General features: G+C 74.6%; 18 protein-coding genes and 1 other RNA gene. 11 read left to right on the top strand and 8 right to left on the bottom strand.

What is annotated here, in order from left to right:
- Positions 1-264: 264 nt before the first annotated feature.
- From ACZ7KX_RS11815 to ACZ7KX_RS11825, 3 genes are read left to right on the top strand one after another with little or no spacing between them, the layout of a single operon-like run.
- On the top strand, positions 265-1101 hold the full coding sequence (locus tag ACZ7KX_RS11815; RefSeq protein ID WP_470326332.1) for a Nif3-like dinuclear metal center hexameric protein: 837 nt from the start codon (positions 265-267) through the stop codon (positions 1099-1101).
- 23 nt (positions 1102-1124) lie between these two features.
- Positions 1125-1868 (top strand): zinc ribbon domain-containing protein, encoded by a 744-nt coding sequence (locus tag ACZ7KX_RS11820; RefSeq protein ID WP_350523272.1) that lies wholly within the window; start codon positions 1125-1127, stop codon positions 1866-1868.
- 4 nt (positions 1869-1872) lie between these two features.
- Positions 1873-3018, top strand: a complete 1146-nt coding sequence (locus tag ACZ7KX_RS11825) for a bifunctional RNase H/acid phosphatase (protein ID WP_470326333.1) — start codon at positions 1873-1875, stop codon at positions 3016-3018.
- Positions 3019-3070: 52 nt separating this feature from the next.
- Here the strand turns inward: ACZ7KX_RS11825 and yaaA are convergent, their stop codons facing one another.
- Positions 3071-3856 carry a peroxide stress protein YaaA gene (gene yaaA, locus ACZ7KX_RS11830; protein ID WP_470326334.1) on the bottom strand — a complete coding sequence of 262 codons (786 nt, stop codon included), beginning with the start codon at positions 3854-3856 and terminating at the stop codon, positions 3071-3073.
- Positions 3857-4126: 270 nt separating this feature from the next.
- Between yaaA and ACZ7KX_RS11835 the strand changes: the two genes are divergently transcribed.
- From ACZ7KX_RS11835 to rnpB, 5 genes are all read left to right on the top strand, one after another.
- The gene (locus ACZ7KX_RS11835; RefSeq protein WP_350523275.1) at positions 4127-4465 is read left to right on the top strand and encodes a hypothetical protein; all 339 of its coding nucleotides are present in this window, start codon (positions 4127-4129) and stop codon (positions 4463-4465) included.
- Entirely contained in the window at positions 4462-4842 is a 381-nt protein-coding gene (locus ACZ7KX_RS11840; RefSeq protein ID WP_470326335.1) for a type II toxin-antitoxin system death-on-curing family toxin, read from the top strand. Before ACZ7KX_RS11835 ends, ACZ7KX_RS11840 begins: the two co-directional genes overlap by 4 nt.
- A gap of 41 nt (positions 4843-4883) precedes the next feature.
- On the top strand, positions 4884-6371 hold the full coding sequence (locus tag ACZ7KX_RS11845; RefSeq protein WP_470326336.1) for an RNB domain-containing ribonuclease: 1488 nt from the start codon (positions 4884-4886) through the stop codon (positions 6369-6371).
- A gap of 170 nt (positions 6372-6541) precedes the next feature.
- Positions 6542-8056 (top strand): MFS transporter, encoded by a 1515-nt coding sequence (locus ACZ7KX_RS11850; RefSeq protein WP_470326337.1) that lies wholly within the window; start codon positions 6542-6544, stop codon positions 8054-8056.
- A 13-nt stretch (positions 8057-8069) separates the two neighbouring features.
- Positions 8070-8467: RNase P RNA component class A (gene rnpB, locus ACZ7KX_RS11855), an RNA gene on the top strand.
- Positions 8468-8560: 93 nt separating this feature from the next.
- Here the strand turns inward: rnpB and ACZ7KX_RS11860 are convergent.
- Positions 8561-8818, bottom strand: a complete 258-nt coding sequence (locus ACZ7KX_RS11860; RefSeq protein ID WP_030056921.1) for a hypothetical protein — start codon at positions 8816-8818, stop codon at positions 8561-8563.
- A 109-nt stretch (positions 8819-8927) separates the two neighbouring features.
- A complete protein-coding gene (locus tag ACZ7KX_RS11865) occupies positions 8928-9338 on the bottom strand; it encodes an ACT domain-containing protein (protein WP_470326338.1) in 411 nt (136 codons plus the stop codon).
- Positions 9339-9551: 213 nt separating this feature from the next.
- Between ACZ7KX_RS11865 and ACZ7KX_RS11870 the strand changes: the two genes are divergently transcribed.
- Entirely contained in the window at positions 9552-10229 is a 678-nt protein-coding gene (locus tag ACZ7KX_RS11870; RefSeq protein ID WP_470326339.1) for a PadR family transcriptional regulator, read from the top strand.
- 45 nt (positions 10230-10274) lie between these two features.
- Here ACZ7KX_RS11870 and ACZ7KX_RS11875 read toward each other — a convergent pair whose 3' ends face one another.
- Positions 10275-10472, bottom strand: a complete 198-nt coding sequence (locus ACZ7KX_RS11875) for a hypothetical protein (RefSeq protein WP_470326340.1) — start codon at positions 10470-10472, stop codon at positions 10275-10277.
- Between the two features lie 57 nt (positions 10473-10529).
- Positions 10530-10760 carry a hypothetical protein gene (locus ACZ7KX_RS11880; protein ID WP_350523280.1) on the bottom strand — a complete coding sequence of 77 codons (231 nt, stop codon included), beginning with the start codon at positions 10758-10760 and terminating at the stop codon, positions 10530-10532.
- Between the two features lie 474 nt (positions 10761-11234).
- Between ACZ7KX_RS11880 and ACZ7KX_RS11885 the strand changes: the two genes are divergently transcribed.
- Positions 11235-11936, top strand: coding sequence for a bifunctional DNA primase/polymerase (locus ACZ7KX_RS11885; RefSeq protein WP_470326341.1), 702 nt, complete (start codon positions 11235-11237; stop codon positions 11934-11936).
- Between the two features lie 24 nt (positions 11937-11960).
- On the opposite strand, the gene map is transcribed toward ACZ7KX_RS11885, so the two are convergent.
- Positions 11961-12806 carry a type I methionyl aminopeptidase gene (gene map / locus ACZ7KX_RS11890; protein ID WP_470326342.1) on the bottom strand — a complete coding sequence of 282 codons (846 nt, stop codon included), beginning with the start codon at positions 12804-12806 and terminating at the stop codon, positions 11961-11963.
- 105 nt (positions 12807-12911) lie between these two features.
- On the opposite strand from map, the gene ACZ7KX_RS11895 reads away from it, so the two are divergent.
- Positions 12912-13142, top strand: coding sequence for a hypothetical protein (locus tag ACZ7KX_RS11895; protein WP_350523283.1), 231 nt, complete (start codon positions 12912-12914; stop codon positions 13140-13142).
- A gap of 51 nt (positions 13143-13193) precedes the next feature.
- On the opposite strand, the gene ACZ7KX_RS11900 is transcribed toward ACZ7KX_RS11895, so the two are convergent.
- Positions 13194-13961, bottom strand: coding sequence for a hypothetical protein (locus ACZ7KX_RS11900; protein ID WP_470326343.1), 768 nt, complete (start codon positions 13959-13961; stop codon positions 13194-13196).
- Positions 13962-13974: 13 nt separating this feature from the next.
- Positions 13975-15393, bottom strand: coding sequence for an MFS transporter (locus ACZ7KX_RS11905; RefSeq protein WP_470326344.1), 1419 nt, complete (start codon positions 15391-15393; stop codon positions 13975-13977).
- Positions 15394-15418: the final 25 nt, after the last annotated feature.

The raw sequence follows: 15418 nt of genomic DNA on the forward strand, positions 1-15418 counted from the left end.
TTGACGCGCATCCGTGCGCCGACGGCACCCGCGTCCGAAGCCCTCCGCGAGCCGTTCGAACACCGCGCCGATCCGACGCCGACAGCCGCGCGGCCTCCCCACCGCGCCCGGCCGAGCCCCGCCGGCACCTGCACCGGCACCTGCACCGGCACCCGCACCGACACCCGCGTCCGCCGCCGGGGCACCCCGCGACCGCCCTGTTGCCGCCCCGGCACCCGAACGGCCGAGGCCCGATCGCCCCCGCGCGCACGGTAGTCTCGACAGGTGCCGAAACTGTCCGACGTCATCACCGCGCTCGAAGAGGTCTACCCGCCGCAGTGGGCGGAGTCCTGGGACGCCGTCGGCCTGGTCTGCGGAGACCCTCAGGCCGAGGTCAACCGCGTGCTGTTCGCCGTCGACCCCGTCCAGGCGGTCGTCGACGAGGCCGTGGAGTGGGGCGCCGACCTCGTGGTCACCCACCACCCCCTCTACCTGCGCGGCACCACCAGCGTCGCCGCCACCACCTTCAAGGGCCGGGTGGTGCACACGCTGATCACCAACGGCATCGCCCTGCACGTCGCGCACACCAACGCCGACCACGCGGACCCCGGCGTCTCGGACGCGCTCGCCGAGGCGGTGGGCCTGCGGGTGACCGGTCCGCTGGTGCCGGACCCGACCGACCCGCTGGGCCGCCGGGGCTCCGGCCGGATCGGCCTGCTGGAGCCCCCGCTGCCGCTGTCCGCGTTCGCCGCGCGGGTCGCCGAGGGCCTGCCCGCCACCGCCGCCGGCGTCCGCGTCGCGGGCGACCCGAACCGGCTGATCAGCCGGGTCGCGGTGTGCGGCGGCTCGGGCGACAGCTTCCTCGCCGAGGTGCGGGCGGCCGGCGTCGACGCCTACGTGACCGCCGACCTGCGCCACCACCCGGCCTCCGAGGCCGCGGAGGCGGCGCCCGTCGCGCTGGTCGACGCCGCCCACTGGGCCACCGAGTGGCCCTGGCTCGGCCTGGCCGAGCGCGCCCTGCAGTCCGCCGCCGACAAGCTCGGCTGGACCGTGGAGACCAAGGTCTCCCACCGGGTCACCGACCCGTGGACCGCGCACGCCCCCATGTCCTTCACCGCCTGACCCGATTCACAGGAGCTCCCCGCTTGAACGCCGCGCCCGCCGACCAGATCCGCCTGCTCGACCTCCAGGCCATCGACTCGAAGCTCGACCAGCTGGCCCACCGGCGCCGGACGCTGCCCGAGCACGCCGAGATCGACAAGGCGACCGCCGACCACACCGCCCTCAAGGACCTCGTCGTCGCCGCCGAGGCCCAGAAGGGCGACACCGCCCGCGAGCTGACCAAGGCCGAACAGGACGTCGAGCAGGTCCGCGCCCGTGCCGCCCGCAACCAGCAGCGCCTGGACTCCGGCGCGATCACCTCGCCGAGGGACCTGGAGAACCTCCAGCACGAGATCGGCTCGCTCGCCAAGCGCCAGGGCGACCTGGAGGACGTCGTGCTGGAGATCATGGAGCGCCAGGAGAGCGCCAAGAGCCGGGTCGAGGAGCTGTCCGCCCGCCTGGAGCACTCCACCGTCGTCCTCAACGAGGCCGAGGGCCGCCGCGACGCCGCCTTCGCCGAGATCGACGGCGAGGCCGACAAGGTCAAGCGGGACCGCGAGACGGTCGCCGCGGTCATCCCGGCCGACCTGCTGAAGGTCTACACCAAGCTGCGCGAGACCCAGGGCGGCGTCGGCGCGGCCCGGCTCTACCAGCGCCGCTGCGAGGGCTGCCGCACCGAGTTCTCGATCACCGAGGTGAACGCCATCAAGGCCGAGCCGGCCGACAAGGTGGTCCGCTGCGAGAACTGCTCGCGGATCCTGGTCCGCACCGCGGACTCGGGCGTCTGAGCCGGTGGCGGCGCGCTTCATCGTCGAGGCGGACGGCGGGTCCCGGGGCAACCCGGGGCCGGCCGGCTACGGCGCGGTGGTCCGGGACGGGGACACCGGGCAGATCGTCGCGGAGGCCGCCGAGTTCATCGGCCACGCCACCAACAACGTGGCCGAGTACCGGGGTCTGATCGCCGGCCTCAAGGCGGCCCGCGAGCTCGACCCGGACGCCTCGGTGGACGTCCGGATGGACTCCAAGCTCGTCGTCGAGCAGATGTCCGGGCGCTGGAAGATCAAGCACCCCGACATGCAGCCGCTCGCCGCCGAGGCCCGGACGGTCTTCCCGCGCGGCCGCGTCGCGTACACCTGGATCCCGCGCGAGCGGAACAAGGACGCCGACCGGCTGGCCAACGAGGCGATGGACGCGGGCAAGGCCGGGCGCCAGTGGGAGCCCAGGCCGAAGGCCCCGGCCGTCGCCGCGGCCGCCGACGAGCCGCCGCTGGAGACCGCCGCCCCGAAGGCCGGCTGGGCCGCCCCCGCCGACCTCGGCACCCCGACCACCTTCGTCCTGCTGCGCCACGGCGAGACCCCGCTCACCCCGGAGAAGCGTTTCTCCGGCAGCGGCGGCAGCGACCCGGAGCTCTCCGACAAGGGCCGCTGGCAGGCCGAGCGGGCCGCCGAGGCCCTCGCCGCGCGTGGCAGCATCCAGGCGGTGGTCGCCTCCCCGATGCGCCGCACCCGGCAGACCGCCGAGACCGTCGCCTCCCGGCTGGGCCTGGAGGTCCGGTACGAGGACGGCCTGCGCGAGGTCGACTTCGGCGACTGGGAGGGCCTGACCTTCGCCGAGGTGCAGCAGCGCCACCCGGAGGACCTGTCGGCCTGGCTGGGCTCCGCCAAGGCCAAGCCGACCGGCAGCGCCGAGAGCTTCACCACCCTCACCCACCGGGCCGGCGTCGCCCGGGACAAGATCATCGCCCGGTACGCGGGGAAGACCGTGCTGGTGGTCTCGCACGTCAGCCCGATCAAGACGCTGGTCCGGCTGGCACTCGGGGCCCCGCCGGACTCGATGTACCGGATGGAGCTGAGCGCCGCCTCGATCTGCGCCGTCCAGTACTACTCGGACGGCAACGCCTCGTTGCGGCTGCTCAACGACACCTCGCACCTGCGCTGACCCGCCTCCCGGGACGGTCCCGCCTCCCGGGGCGGTCCCGCGCCCCGGGGCCTCAGTGCACCTCGGTGACGACCACGTCCAGCTGCCACGGCTTGCGGGCGGTGCCCTCGGCCGCGAGCTCCACCCGGTGTCCCAGGTCCAGCAGCGCGTCCATCAGCTCGCCGGGCGTCTTCGGCTCGGCCCCGGCGACCAGGAGGTCCCGGACGAGCCGGCCCTTGGTGGCCTTGTTGAAGTGGCTGACCACGGTGCGCTTGCCGCCGCGCTCCTGCAGTACCCGGACGGTCGCGGTCCGGGCGGCCACCTCGCCGGCCGGCTTCCAGGCCGCCGCGTACGCGGAACTGCGCAGGTCCAGCACCAGCCCGTCCGCGACCTCCGGGAGGACGGCGGCCGTCGCGCCCCGCCAGTACGTCCCGAGCGCCCCCGGGCCGGGGAGCTTCACGCCCATCGAGCAGCGGTAGGACGGGATCCGGTCGGAGATCCGCACGGCGCCCCAGAGGCCGGAGAAGACCAGCAGCGAACGCTCGGCCCGGTCGTACGCGGCGGGGTCCAGGGTGGCCAGGCCGAGGTTGTCGAACAGCACCCCGGTGTACACCTCGCCCGCCGGGCGGGCACCGGCGGTCGGCAGGCCGGCGTTCTTGGCGATCTCGCCGCGCAGGCCGGGGGACAGGCCCAGCACCTCGGCGGCGGTGTCCTCGTCACCTCGGCAGAGGCCGACCAGCGCGTCCAGCACCGTCGCGCGTGCTGCCGTCAGTCCGGGCAGCGACAGCCGGTCCAGCGCCACCGGCCCGCCGTCCCCGGACCCGGCCTTGCCCTCCGAGGGCGGCAACAGCACCAGCACAGCGGACTCCTCAACAGTTTGTGGCGACGGACCCCGCCACCCTACTGCGACCGCTCCGGCTCCTGACGCCACGCGGTGGGGCGGGAGGTCACGGTGCTCCGGCCGCCGTCCGCACCCCGGCCCGCCGCGAACCGCACCGCTCTGCTCCCGCACCGCTCCCGCTTCGCACCGCACCGCTCCCGCTCCGTACCCGCTCCGCGCCGGCGGCGAGAATCCGGTGGGAACATCCCCCGCCCGCCGCTACCGTGAGCAGCGAGGAGAGTGATCGAGATGACCCTGCGCCCCCTGGACCTGGTGCCCGACGACGGTGACGCCGTGGAGGAGTCCCTGTCCGTGCGGCTGCCCGCCGGTCTGCCGGAGGAGACCCGGCAGGCGCTGGAGTTCGCGCTGCGGGCGACGGCGCAGGCGGTGATGGCCGGGCGGGTGCGGGTGACGGAGGCGCCCGGCGGGGCGGACACCGCCGAGCTGGCCTTCGAGGTCCGGCAGTCCGAGGTGCCCGAGGCGCTCACCGAGCAGGCCCGGCCGGACAGGGCCGAGCGCCGGGCGGCCATGGTGGCCCGGATCCGCGCCGCCAACGCGGAGACGCTGGAGAGGCTGAAGGACCTGTGACGACCCACACCGAGTACCTGGACCTGGAGGACGTCACCTACCTCGCCGGCGGCCCGGAGAACATCCGCGACCTCGGCGGGCTGCTCTCGGCGATCGCCCGCCCGCAGGCGAGCGTGTTCGGCGACGACGCCTACCCGGACCTCTGGTCCAAGGCGGCCGCACTCGGGCAGAGCCTGGCCCGCAACCACCCCCTCGTCGACCGCAACAAGCGCACCGCCTTCGAGGCGATGCTGCTGTTCCTGGACTACAACGGGGAGCCGTACACCGACCCGCACCCGGACGACGCCGTGGCGTTCATGCTGCGGCTGGCCACCGGCGGGTACGACGACGCGGTCGCGCTCGCGGCGAAGGACCTGAAGTCCCTGCTGGGACGCTGAGCCTTCGTCCGGAATCACCTGATTCGCCCTACGCTGCCTCCATGCCTCGCCGAAAACTGCGCGTCAAGGCCGCCGACTCCGCCCGGATCAACACCGAGCTGACCGAACTCCGCTCCTGCCTGGAGATCCACACCGAGTGGCCGGAGCCGGTGCTCGCCGAGGCGGAGGAGGCGGCCGAGCGCCCCCGCCTGCCCGAGGACGACGCCACCGAGCTGCCGCTGTTCACCGTCGACCCGCCCGGCTCCCGCGACCTCGACCAGGCCATGCACCTCACCCACCGCGCCGGCGGCGGCTACCGGGTGTACTACGCGATCGCGGACGTGGCCGCCTTCGTCCGTCCGGGCGGCGCGATCGACGCCGAGGCCCGCCGCCGGGTCGAGACCCTCTACTTCCCGGACCACCGCGTCCCGTTGCACCCCACCCGGATCTCCGAGGACGCCGCCAGCCTGCTGCCGGGCGAGCCCCGGCCCGCCCTGCTCTGGCAGCTGGACCTGGACGCCGACGGCGCCGTCGTCCTCGCCGACCTGCGCCGCGCGCTGGTCCGCTCGCACCGCCGGCTGGACTACGCCGCCGTCGAACGCGCCGTGGAGCTCGGCGGCGCCGACGAACAGCTCGCCCTGCTCGCCACCGTCGGCCGGCTGCGCGAGGAGCAGGAGCACGCCCGGGGCGGGATCAGCCTGCCGGTGCCCGAGCAGGAGGTCGAGGAGACCCTGCACGGTTACGTCCTCGGCTACCGCGCGCCCGGACCGGCCGACGGCTGGAACGCCCAGATCTCGCTGCTCACCGGCATGGCCGCGGCCGAGCTGATGCTGGACGCGGGCGTCGGCCTGCTGCGCACCCTGCCCGCCGCGCCCGCCGCCGCGTACGAGCGGCTGCGCCGGATCGCCGCCGCACTGGACGTGGACTGGCCGCAGGCGCTCCCGTACCCGGAGCTGATCCGCTCCCTGGACCCGGACGTGCCGCTGAACGCCGCCTTCCTGAACGCCTGTACGGGCCTGCTGCGCGGCGCCGGCTACCACGCCTTCGACGAGTCCCGCGGCCTGCCCGCGCCCGCCGAGCCGGGCCACGCCGCCCTCGCCGCCCCCTACGCGCACTGCACCGCGCCGCTGCGTCGGCTCGGCGACCGCTTCGCCCTGGAGGTCTGCGCGGCGGTGGCGGCAGGGGAGGACGTGCCGGACTGGGCGCGGGAGGCGCTGCCGTCCGTACCGGAGCTGATGGCCGGCGGGGAGCGCCGCGCGGCCGAGGTCGAACGCCTCTGCGTGGACCTGGTGGAGGCGGAGCTGCTGGCCGGCCGGGAGGGTGAGGACTTCTCCGCCGTGGTCGTCGACGTGGACGAGAAGCGGCCCGGCTCGGGCACCGTGCAACTGCGCGACCCCGCCGTCCGGGCGCGCTGCGAGCCGCCGGGCACCGGTGCGGCGGACGGCGCGACCGGGGGTGCGGCCGGTCCGCTGCCGCTCGGGCGGGTGATCGACGTCCGGCTGACGAAGGCCGACCCGGCCACCCGGACCGTCCGCTTCGCGGCGGTGTGACCGGGGCCCGCCCCCGGCCTGCTCCGCCCCCGCCGCCGCGCCCGCCCCCGCCTGCCCCCCGCCGCCGCGCCCGCCCCTGGTGCGCCGCCCGCCACCCGCACGCCGCCCCCCACCACCCGTACGGTCCGTCCCGCCGCCCCGACCCCGGCCCGCGGTGGGAGGATCGGTCCGTGCTCGATGCCCAGCCCCCCGCCGTCGCCCCCGCTTCCGCCCCTGATCCCGGGCCCGGTCGGCGCCGCCGCCTGCTGGTCCTGGCGATCTGCTGCCTGAGCCTGTTCATCGTCGGCCTGGACAACACCGTGGTGAACATCGCGCTGCCCGCGATCCAGCGGGACCTGCGCGCCCCGGCCTCCGGGCTGCAGTGGATCATCGACGCCTACACCCTGGTGCTGGCCTCGCTGCTGATGCTGTTCGGCTCGGTGGCCGACCGGTTCGGCCGCCGCCGGGTGTTCCAGACCGGGCTGGTGTGCTTCGCGCTCGGCTCGCTGCTGTGCAGCCTGGCGCCGAGCCTGGGCTGGCTGGTGGCCTTCCGGGCGCTGCAGGCGGTGGGCGGCTCGATGCTCAACCCGGTGGCGATGTCGATCATCACCAACACCTTCACCGATCCCAGGGAACGGGCCCGGGCGATCGGCGTCTGGGGCGGGGTGGTCGGCATCTCGATGGCGCTCGGCCCGCTGCTCGGCGGCTTCCTGGTGGACGGCGCGGGCTGGCCGTCGATCTTCCTGATCAACGTCCCGGTCGCGCTGCTCGCCATCGCGCTGACGGCCCGCTACGTCCCGGAGTCCCGCTCGCCCCGGCCGCGCCGACTGGACCCGGTGGGGCAGTTGCTGATGATCGTGCTGCTCGGCTGCGGCACCGCCGCGATCATCGAGGGCCCGGGCAACGGCTGGACCTCCCCGCTGATCCTGGCGCTCGCCGCGGCCGCGGTGGCCGCGCTGGTGGCGTTCCCGCTGTGGGAGCGGCGGGTGGCCGAGCCGCTGGTGGACCCCCGGTTCTTCGCCAGTGCGCCGTTCACCGGGGCGACCGTCACCGCGGTCTTCGCCTTCGCCGCCCTCGGCGGCTTCCTCTTCCTCAACACCCTCTACCTCCAGGTCGTCCGGCACTACGACCCGGTCGAGGCCGGGCTGTGGACGCTGCCGATGGCCGGGATGATGCTGGTCTGCGCGCCGCTGTCCGGACGGATCGTCGGCAGCCGGGGCCCGCGCCTGCCGCTGGTCGCGGCCGGGCTCGGCCTCGCGGCGAGCGGCCTGCTGCTCACCCGGCTCGCCGCCGACTCCCCGCCGGCGCTGCTGCTGGTCGCGTACGCGCTGTTCGGCTTCGGCTTCGGCATGGTGAACGCGCCGATCACCAACGCCGCCGTCTCCGGCATGCCGCGCGCCCAGGCGGGTGTGGCGGCGGCGGTCGCCTCGACCAGCCGTCAGATCGGTCAGTCGCTGGGCGTCGCGGTGGTCGGTACGGTCGTCACCTCGGCGGTGGTCGGGCCGGTCGTGAGCGGCTTCGCCCCGGCCAGCCACGTCGGCTGGTGGATCCTGGTGGGCCTCGGTGGCGCGATCCTCGTCCTGGGCCTGGTCACCACCGGCGCCTGGGCGAGCGCGACGGCCGCCCGGGTCGCCGCCCGCCTCGGCAGCGAGCCCCCGGCGGTGCGGTCCGGTGTACGGGAGGCGCCGCCCGAGCGGCTACGATGACCACTACGGCGGAAGAGCCGGCCGGGCGGTCGCGACGGGTCCCAGACCCGCCGAGGAACGTCCGGGCTCCACAGAGCAGGGTGGTGGGTAACGCCCACCCGGGGTGACCCGCGGGACAGTGCCACAGAAAACAGACCGCCCACCGCTTCCGGCGGTGGGTAAGGGTGAAACGGTGGTGTAAGAGACCACCAGCGACCGGGGTGACCCGGCCGGCTAGGTAAACCCCACCTGGAGCAAGGTCAAGATCGGTGCCCTCGGGCGCCGTGCGCGGACGATTGAAGGCTGCTCGCCCGAGTCCGCGGGTGGACCGCACGAGGCTGTCGGCAACGGCAGCCCTAGATGGATGGCCGCCTCCCCGGGCCGCGCGAGCAACCCGGGAGACAGAACCCGGCGTACAGGCCGACTCTTCCGCCCCCTCCCCGCCCCCGGGCGGGCGGGCGCGCGCCGCAGCCACGCGCGATGTGCCCCCCCGGTTATGACACGGGATGCTCCCCCTCCCCGCGACTACGCGGGATGCGCGCCGACGGCGTCGCGGATCTGCTCGCCGAGCCCGCCGTTGACCCGGGCGCAGTTGGCGCAGCAGAAGAACATCCCGGCCACTTCGACGCCGTGACCCACGATGCGGACGTTGCACTGCTCGCAGCGGGGTGCGAGCTTCTCCATCGCGCACTCGAAGCTGTCGAAGGTGTAGGTGTCGCCGGTGACCGTCTTGATCTCGAAGGCCAGCCAGTAGTCGTTGCCGCAGGTGACGCAGATGGCCATGGCGGCCGTCTCCTTCCGGTGGGGCCGCTCCCGGCGGGGCGGCTGTTCCCAGTGTCGAAGGCCCGGTCGGCGGCGGCCACCCGGCGGGACTGTCGGGGCGGACCCGGGCTCAGTCCGAGGGCGGGCCCTGGCGTTCGGAGAGTTCCTCCAGGGCGCTGACGGCGCGGTCGGCGTCGTCGGCGGCGACGAACAGGTGGTCGTGGTGGAAACCGGCCACCACGTTGCAGCTGATCCCGTCCTCGGCGAGCCGCCCGGCGACGGCCGCGGTCAGGCCGACGGCCTCCAGCGCCGAGTGGATCTGCAGGGTGATCCAGGCCGCCACGTAGTCGTAGCGCAGCCCGAGGGCGTCCGCCTCCTCCTGGGCGACCACCACGGTGACCCCCTCGGGCTCGGCGACGGTCACCACCGGCCGCATGCCGGCGGGCACCTTCGCGGGGAGCGTGCAGTAGACGTACCGCCCCGGGTTGAGCAGCGGGCGCATTCCGCGCAGCAGCGTCGCAAGATCTCGTTCTCCGGCCATGCCCGCCACCGTAGCGGCTGGGTGGTGGCGGAGTCCGGGCCTGGCGGCCGTGTCGGGCGCGGCCGGGCGGGCCGCCGGGGGAACCATCGGTACGACTGCTGGGCGACTGTCGGCGACATATCGGTGAACCGTTGACGAGCGACAGTCACCGATATATCGTCGAACTATCGAGACAGTGACTCGACTGTCTCGGAGAACCAGGAGGTGGGCGCCATGCGCTCAGGAATGCGATTTCGTGGAGAGGGTCCGCGCGGCGGTGGTCGTCGGCGCGGGCCGGGGCCGGACTTCCGGGGGATGCCCGGGGAGGCCTTCGAGGGCCGGGAGGCGTTCGGCGGGTTCGGTCCGCCGTTCGGTGGCGGTGGCCCCGGGCGGCCGATGGGCGGCCCGTTCGGTCACGGCTTCGGTGGTCACGGCGGCCGGCGGGGCGGCCCGCACGGGCGGCGCGGCGGCCGGGCCCGGCGCGGTGACGTGCGGGCCTCGCTGCTGGCGCTGCTCAAGGAGCGGCCGATGCACGGCTACGAGATGATCGCCGAGATCACCGAGCGGACCGGCGGGGCCTGGCGGCCCAGCCCGGGTTCGATCTACCCCAACCTCCAGCTGCTGGAGGAGGAGGGCCTGATCACCGCGGAGGAGGTCGGCGGCAAGCGGCTGGTCTCGCTCACCGAGGCGGGCCGGGCCGAGGCCGAGGCCGGACCGGCGGAGCCGTGGGCGGAGGCCGGCCGCGAGGTCGACTGGGAGGCCGTCCAGGAGGTCGGCCAGGCGCTCGCCGCGGTCGACCAGGCGATCCGGCAGGTCATGGCGACCGGGACGGAGGCGCAGCGCGCCAAGGGCCTGGCCGTGCTGACCGAGGCCCGCAAGAAGCTGTACCTCATCCTCGCCGAGGATGACTGACCGGGGCGGGGGGAGACGCACCGGCGTGACGGGCGGTGCCGCTGCTCAGGGGTGGACCACGAACAGGGCCACGCAGACCAGCAGCAGCACCGCCCAGCCGAACCAGAGCCAGCCGTTGGGCCCGATCGTCACCGTGTAGAGGCTCACCGCCAGCAGCAGCACCCCGGTGACCCCGGCGACCTGCCGGTTGTGGTGCGCGACCGCGCGCGAGCTGCTTCGCGGGTGCCGTACCGACCTGGCCATGCCGACCTCCCGGGGAAGGCGATGGGGGAGCGGGCGGCCCGCCGGCCGGAGGCTCCGTCAGCCGGAGGCCTTGGCGGAGGCCGCCTCGTCGTACTCGTAGCGCCAGAACCAGCTCAGGCCCCGAACCTGCTTGGCCCGGACGTACACCAGTGTGCGCGCGGGGACGTCTCCGTGCGCGGGGACCGGGACGGTGTACTTCTTGGGCACGCCCAGCATCGGCCCCAGAGGGATCGGTAGGACCTTCCCGTCCAGGGGGCCGCCTACGAACGCGGTGTCCGTGCTCTTCATCCCTCCAGGGTCTCACCTCCGCGGAGATGCCCGGCCGGCCCCGTCGGGTGACCGGGGGCGCCCGGGCGGGAGGGTGAGCGGGAGGCCTCGTGAGGGCGGAGTGCCGGGAGTGTGCCCGGGGTGCGCGCGGGAGTGTGACCGGAGAGGCACCGCCCCCGGTCATCCGGAGGGTCCGAGCACCCCTATCCTTGCCTGTACGCCCTCGGGGTTCACCCGGGTTCAGCGGGCCCCGTACGGGCCGGGCTCGGCGCGGATCCGCGCGCTCTCCGGTCGATCCGGCGCGGACAGCGTGCTGCCGCGACTGCGTACCGTGACCCGGGCGTCGGCCGTCCGGTGACCCCGGGCCGCGGTCGACAGGGCGCGGACGGCAGGGCCGAGCACCCCGGGAAGCATGCGGGGGCATCGTGCGTTGCGTCGGAGTGTACGTCGAACGCTGTGTCGCACCAGGCACGGCAGTTGCGCGGAAGGGGCCCGATGGAAGCCGGCGGCAGGTGGACGACCTGGTGGCAGAAGCGTGATCGTCAGCGGGCCAGGGCGGGGGGCGCGGACGGCCCGGCCTCCGGGCTGGATCAGCTGCTCGGCGCGGTGCGCGCCGGTTTCCCGCTCGCGCCCGCCGCCCATCCGACCGGCTACCGCTGTTCCTGCGACCGGGTGGCCTGTCCGGCCCCGGCCCAGCACCCGGTCTCCTTCGCCTGGCAGACCCAGGCCACCACCGACCCCGAGCAGCTGTCCCGCTGGCTCGCCCGCGACCCGAACGCCAACTTCATCACCGCCACCGGCCGGGTGCACGACGTGCTGGACGTCCCGGCGGAGGCCGGGCGCCTGGCGCTGGAGCGGCTGACCGCCCTGGGCGTCGAGGGCCCGGTCGCCGCGGTCGGCGAGGACCGCTACCTCTTCTTCACCGCCACCCGCGGCACCCCGCAGGACGAGGACGAGTGGTGGCCCAGCGCGCTCGACTCCACCCCGGACACCATGTCCGAGCACCCCGGCCTGCGCTGGCACTGCCGCGGCTCGTACACCCTGCTGCCGCCGGCCGCGCTGCCGGACGGCTCCCGGGTGCAGTGGCTGCGCGGGCCCGAGCAGCCGCTGCCGGACCCGCTGCGCGTGCTGGACGTGCTGACCGACGCCTGCACCGAGGTGGGCGCCGTCGCCGAGGAGCAGTGGCTCATCGGCTAGGCGCCGGCACCCGCTGCGGAAGCGCTACGGAAGGGTGAGGATCTCCGCGCCGTCCGCGGTGACCACCAGGGTGTGCTCGAACTGGGCCGTGCGCTTGAGGTCCTTGGTGACGACCGTCCAGCCGTCCGGCCAGATCTCGTAGTCGTAGGTGCCCAGGGTCAGCATCGGTTCGATGGTGAAGGTCATGCCGGGCTTGATCACCTCGGTGGCCCGGTCGCTGTCGTAGTGCGGGATGATCAGGCCGGAGTGGAACGACGTGTTGATGCCGTGTCCGGTGAAGTCCCGCACCACGCCGTAGTCGAAGCGCTTGGCGTAGGACTCGATGACCCGTCCGATGACGTTGATCTGACGGCCCGGCTTGACCGCCTTGATCGCCCGGTCGAGGGATTCCCGGGTGCGCTCGACCAGCAGCCGGGACTCCTCGTCCACGTCGCCGACCAGGTAGGTGGCGTTGAGGTCCCCGTGCACCCCGTGGATGTACGCGGTGGCGTCGATGTTGACGATGTCGCCGTCCTGCAGCACGGTCGAGTCCGGGATGCCGTGGCAGATCACCTCGTTGATCGAGGTGCAGACCGACTTGGGGAAGCCCCGGTAACCCAGGTCGGACGGGTAGGCGCCGTGGTCGCACATGTACTCGTGGGCGACGACGTCCAGCTCGTCCGTGGTGACACCGGGGGCGATCAGCTTGGCCGCCTCCTCCATCGCCCGGGCGGCGATCCCGCCCGCGATCCGCATCTTCTCGATCGTCTCGGCGGTCTGCACCTCGGGCCCGGTGTACGGCGTCGGGGCGGGCCGCCCGACGTACTCGGGACGCGCGATGTGCGCCGGGACCTTGCGGGTGGGGGACTGGATGCCGGGTACGAGAGCCATGGCCGCGAGTCTAGTCGCCGGGCCGAGCCGGGACGGGCGGTGTGCGGACCCACCCGGGCCGGGGAATGATCGGTACCGACCCATCCGACTGAACGGGAGTACGCCATGCCCTTCGGATTCAACCGCAAGCCGACCGGGAAGCCCGGCGAGTGGTTCTACTGCATCAAGCACGGAAAGGTCGAGGAGGGCCCGGAGTGCCCGGCCAAGGACCGCCTGGGGCCGTACGACAGCCCTGAGGAGGCCGCCCACGCACTGCAGATCGCGGACGAGCGCAACCGGGAGTGGCGCAACGACCCGCGGTGGAGCGACAAGCCCGAGGACGGGACGGCCGAGTAGACGGCGTCGGCGTCGGGCCGCAGCGGGGAGGGCCCCGCAGCGCGGAGGGGGTCAGTGCGGGTCGGGGGCGGTGAAGTACTCCTCGTCCACGCTCAGCACGACGAGGCGCCGCCCGCCCGCGAGGGCCTGGGCGGCGGCCTGGTCCACGGGCGGCGCGGGCCGGGACTCCCGGTCCGCCCAGGCCTTCGTGGTGGCGTTCGGCGCCGCGAGCTTCCAGGGGAAGCCCGCGCCCGGGGTCGGGGCGCCGCTCGGGTCCTTCCGCTCGTCGAAGGCCAGGCTCACCCCGAGCAGGTCGCGGTCCCCGTCGGTGCGGGGGAAGCCGTACCAGAGCGCCTCGCCGGGCCGGGGCGAGGCGTTGGAGTCGGTGCCCTGGGCGCCCTGGGCGGCCATCGCCTGGTCCCAGCGCGACCGGGCCGGCTGCGGATCGCCGCTCACCGCCAGATACCTGACCACCTGTCGGCGGCACTTCGGGGCCGGCCAGTGCACCCCGGAGCCGTCGGACCGGGCGGGATCGACGCCGCAGCCGTCCTGCACGCCCTCGCCGATCGGCTGGGCGCCGGAGAGCGCCGGGAGCAGCACGGCCAGCCGCCGGTCGATCTCGGCGGCCAGGGACCGGTCGGCGGCGTCGACCTCGGGGGAGGCGGCCAGAGCGGCGACGTCCGGCGGCTGCGGGGCGAGCGTGCCGCCGACCGCGCGGGGGGCCGGGGCCCGGTCCGCAGCCTGGTCGCCCGGGGACAGCGCCCAGTTGAGCGTGCCGGCCACGGCGGCGGCCACGACGATCCCCACGGCCGCCCACGGCTTCCAGCCCCCGGTTCTCATGCCGGGCAGTCTGTCACAGCGTGGCGGCCGTCCCGGTGGACTTCTCCGGCTCCCGTCCGGCCGCCCGTTCCGGCAGCGTCGTTTCCTGCTCGGCCCGTTCCTGCTCGGCCCGTTCCTGCTCGGCCCGTTCGTGTTCGGCGCGGACGGCGGCGGCGTGCGGGTCGGTGCGGTCGTCGTAGGCGAGCAGCCTCGGCAACGCGGCGGCGACCGCGAGGACGGCGACGACGCAGGCGACACCGCCGGTCCAGACGGCGGCGCGCACGCCGATCAGCCCGGCCGCGGTGCCTGCCCGGACCTGGCCGAGCTGCGGCCCGACCGAGTAACTGAGCAGCTCGACACCGGCCATCCGGCCGCGGACCGCGTCCGGGATGGACTGGTTCCACATGGTCGAGCGGGCCAGCCCGCTGATCTCGTCGGCGCCGCCGGCCAGCGCCAGTCCGAGCAGCACCAGCCAGACGTTCCCGGACAGCCCGGCCAGCGCCATCGCCGCGCCCCAGCCGACGGCGGCGGCCAGCAGCAGCCGCCCGTGCCGGTGCACCCGGGACGTCCAGCCGCTGGTCGCCCCGACCAGCAGGGCGCCGGCGGCGGAGGCCGCGTACATCGGGCCGAGCGCCCAGTCCGCGCCCAACTCCGAGGCCAGGAAGGGGAAGACGGCCACCGGGTAGGCGAACAGCATGGCGCACACGTCGATCGCGTAGGTGCCGAGCAGGTCCTTGCGGCTCCACGCGTACCGGACGCCGGTCAACACCGCCTGCACCGACGGCCGTTCGGCGCCGGTGGCGGGCGGCACCGCCTTGATCCGGACGAGCAGCAGCAGCGAGGCGCCGAAGGTGAGCACGTCCAGCGCGTACGCCGTCTGCACCCCGGCGAGCGACACCACGACACCGGCCAGCGCCGGCCCGGCCACCGAAGCGGCGTTGTGGTACAGGGACTTGAGGGCGAACGCGGCGGTCAGGTGCTGGTGCGGGACGATCCGCGGGGTGAGCGAGTCCAGGGCCGGGCGCTGCACGCCGTCGGCGGCCGCGACCAGCGCGGCGACCAGGTAGATCGGCCAGAGCAGCGGGTGCGGCAGCAGGGCGTTGAGCAGCAGCAGCCCGGCCAGCACGCCGAGCGTGGCCTCGGCGCGCAGCACCAGCTTGCGGCGGTCCAGGGCGTCGGCGAGGGCGCCGCCCCACAGGCCGAAGACGATCAGCGGGACGAGTTCGACGGCGCCGATCAGGCCGACCGCGAAGGAGGAACCGGTGAGCTCCTTGATCTGCATCGGCACCGCGACGAGCGTGAGGAAGCTGCCGAAGCTGGTGACGCAGCCGGACGTCCAGAGGTAGCGGAAGTCGCGCGACGCGCGCCACGGCGACAGGTCGGGCGTCAGCGAGCGCAGGGCCGACCGGATCCGCCCGGGCGCGGAGGTATGCGGGGGTTCGTCGACGTTCACGAACCATCATCCTGAGCCGGGCCCC

The sequence above is a fragment of the Kitasatospora sp. NPDC038210 genome (assembly GCF_055600605.1).

Excerpts from the sequence above, each read along its gene's own strand:
- ACZ7KX_RS11835 (WP_350523275.1), top strand. The coding sequence starts at position 4,127 with ATGACCCTGCGCCCCCTGGACCTGGTGCCCGACGACGGTGACGCCGTG.
- ACZ7KX_RS11845 (WP_470326336.1), top strand. The coding sequence starts at position 4,884 with ATGCCTCGCCGAAAACTGCGCGTCAAGGCCGCCGACTCCGCCCGGATC.
- ACZ7KX_RS11860 (WP_030056921.1), bottom strand. The coding sequence starts at position 8,818 with ATGGCCATCTGCGTCACCTGCGGCAACGACTACTGGCTGGCCTTCGAG.
- ACZ7KX_RS11865 (WP_470326338.1), bottom strand. The coding sequence starts at position 9,338 with ATGGCCGGAGAACGAGATCTTGCGACGCTGCTGCGCGGAATGCGCCCG.
- ACZ7KX_RS11870 (WP_470326339.1), top strand. The coding sequence starts at position 9,552 with ATGCGCTCAGGAATGCGATTTCGTGGAGAGGGTCCGCGCGGCGGTGGT.
- ACZ7KX_RS11875 (WP_470326340.1), bottom strand. The coding sequence starts at position 10,472 with ATGGCCAGGTCGGTACGGCACCCGCGAAGCAGCTCGCGCGCGGTCGCG.
- ACZ7KX_RS11880 (WP_350523280.1), bottom strand. The coding sequence starts at position 10,760 with ATGAAGAGCACGGACACCGCGTTCGTAGGCGGCCCCCTGGACGGGAAG.
- ACZ7KX_RS11885 (WP_470326341.1), top strand. The coding sequence starts at position 11,235 with ATGGAAGCCGGCGGCAGGTGGACGACCTGGTGGCAGAAGCGTGATCGT.
- map (WP_470326342.1), bottom strand. The coding sequence starts at position 12,806 with ATGGCTCTCGTACCCGGCATCCAGTCCCCCACCCGCAAGGTCCCGGCG.
- ACZ7KX_RS11895 (WP_350523283.1), top strand. The coding sequence starts at position 12,912 with ATGCCCTTCGGATTCAACCGCAAGCCGACCGGGAAGCCCGGCGAGTGG.
- ACZ7KX_RS11900 (WP_470326343.1), bottom strand. The coding sequence starts at position 13,961 with ATGAGAACCGGGGGCTGGAAGCCGTGGGCGGCCGTGGGGATCGTCGTG.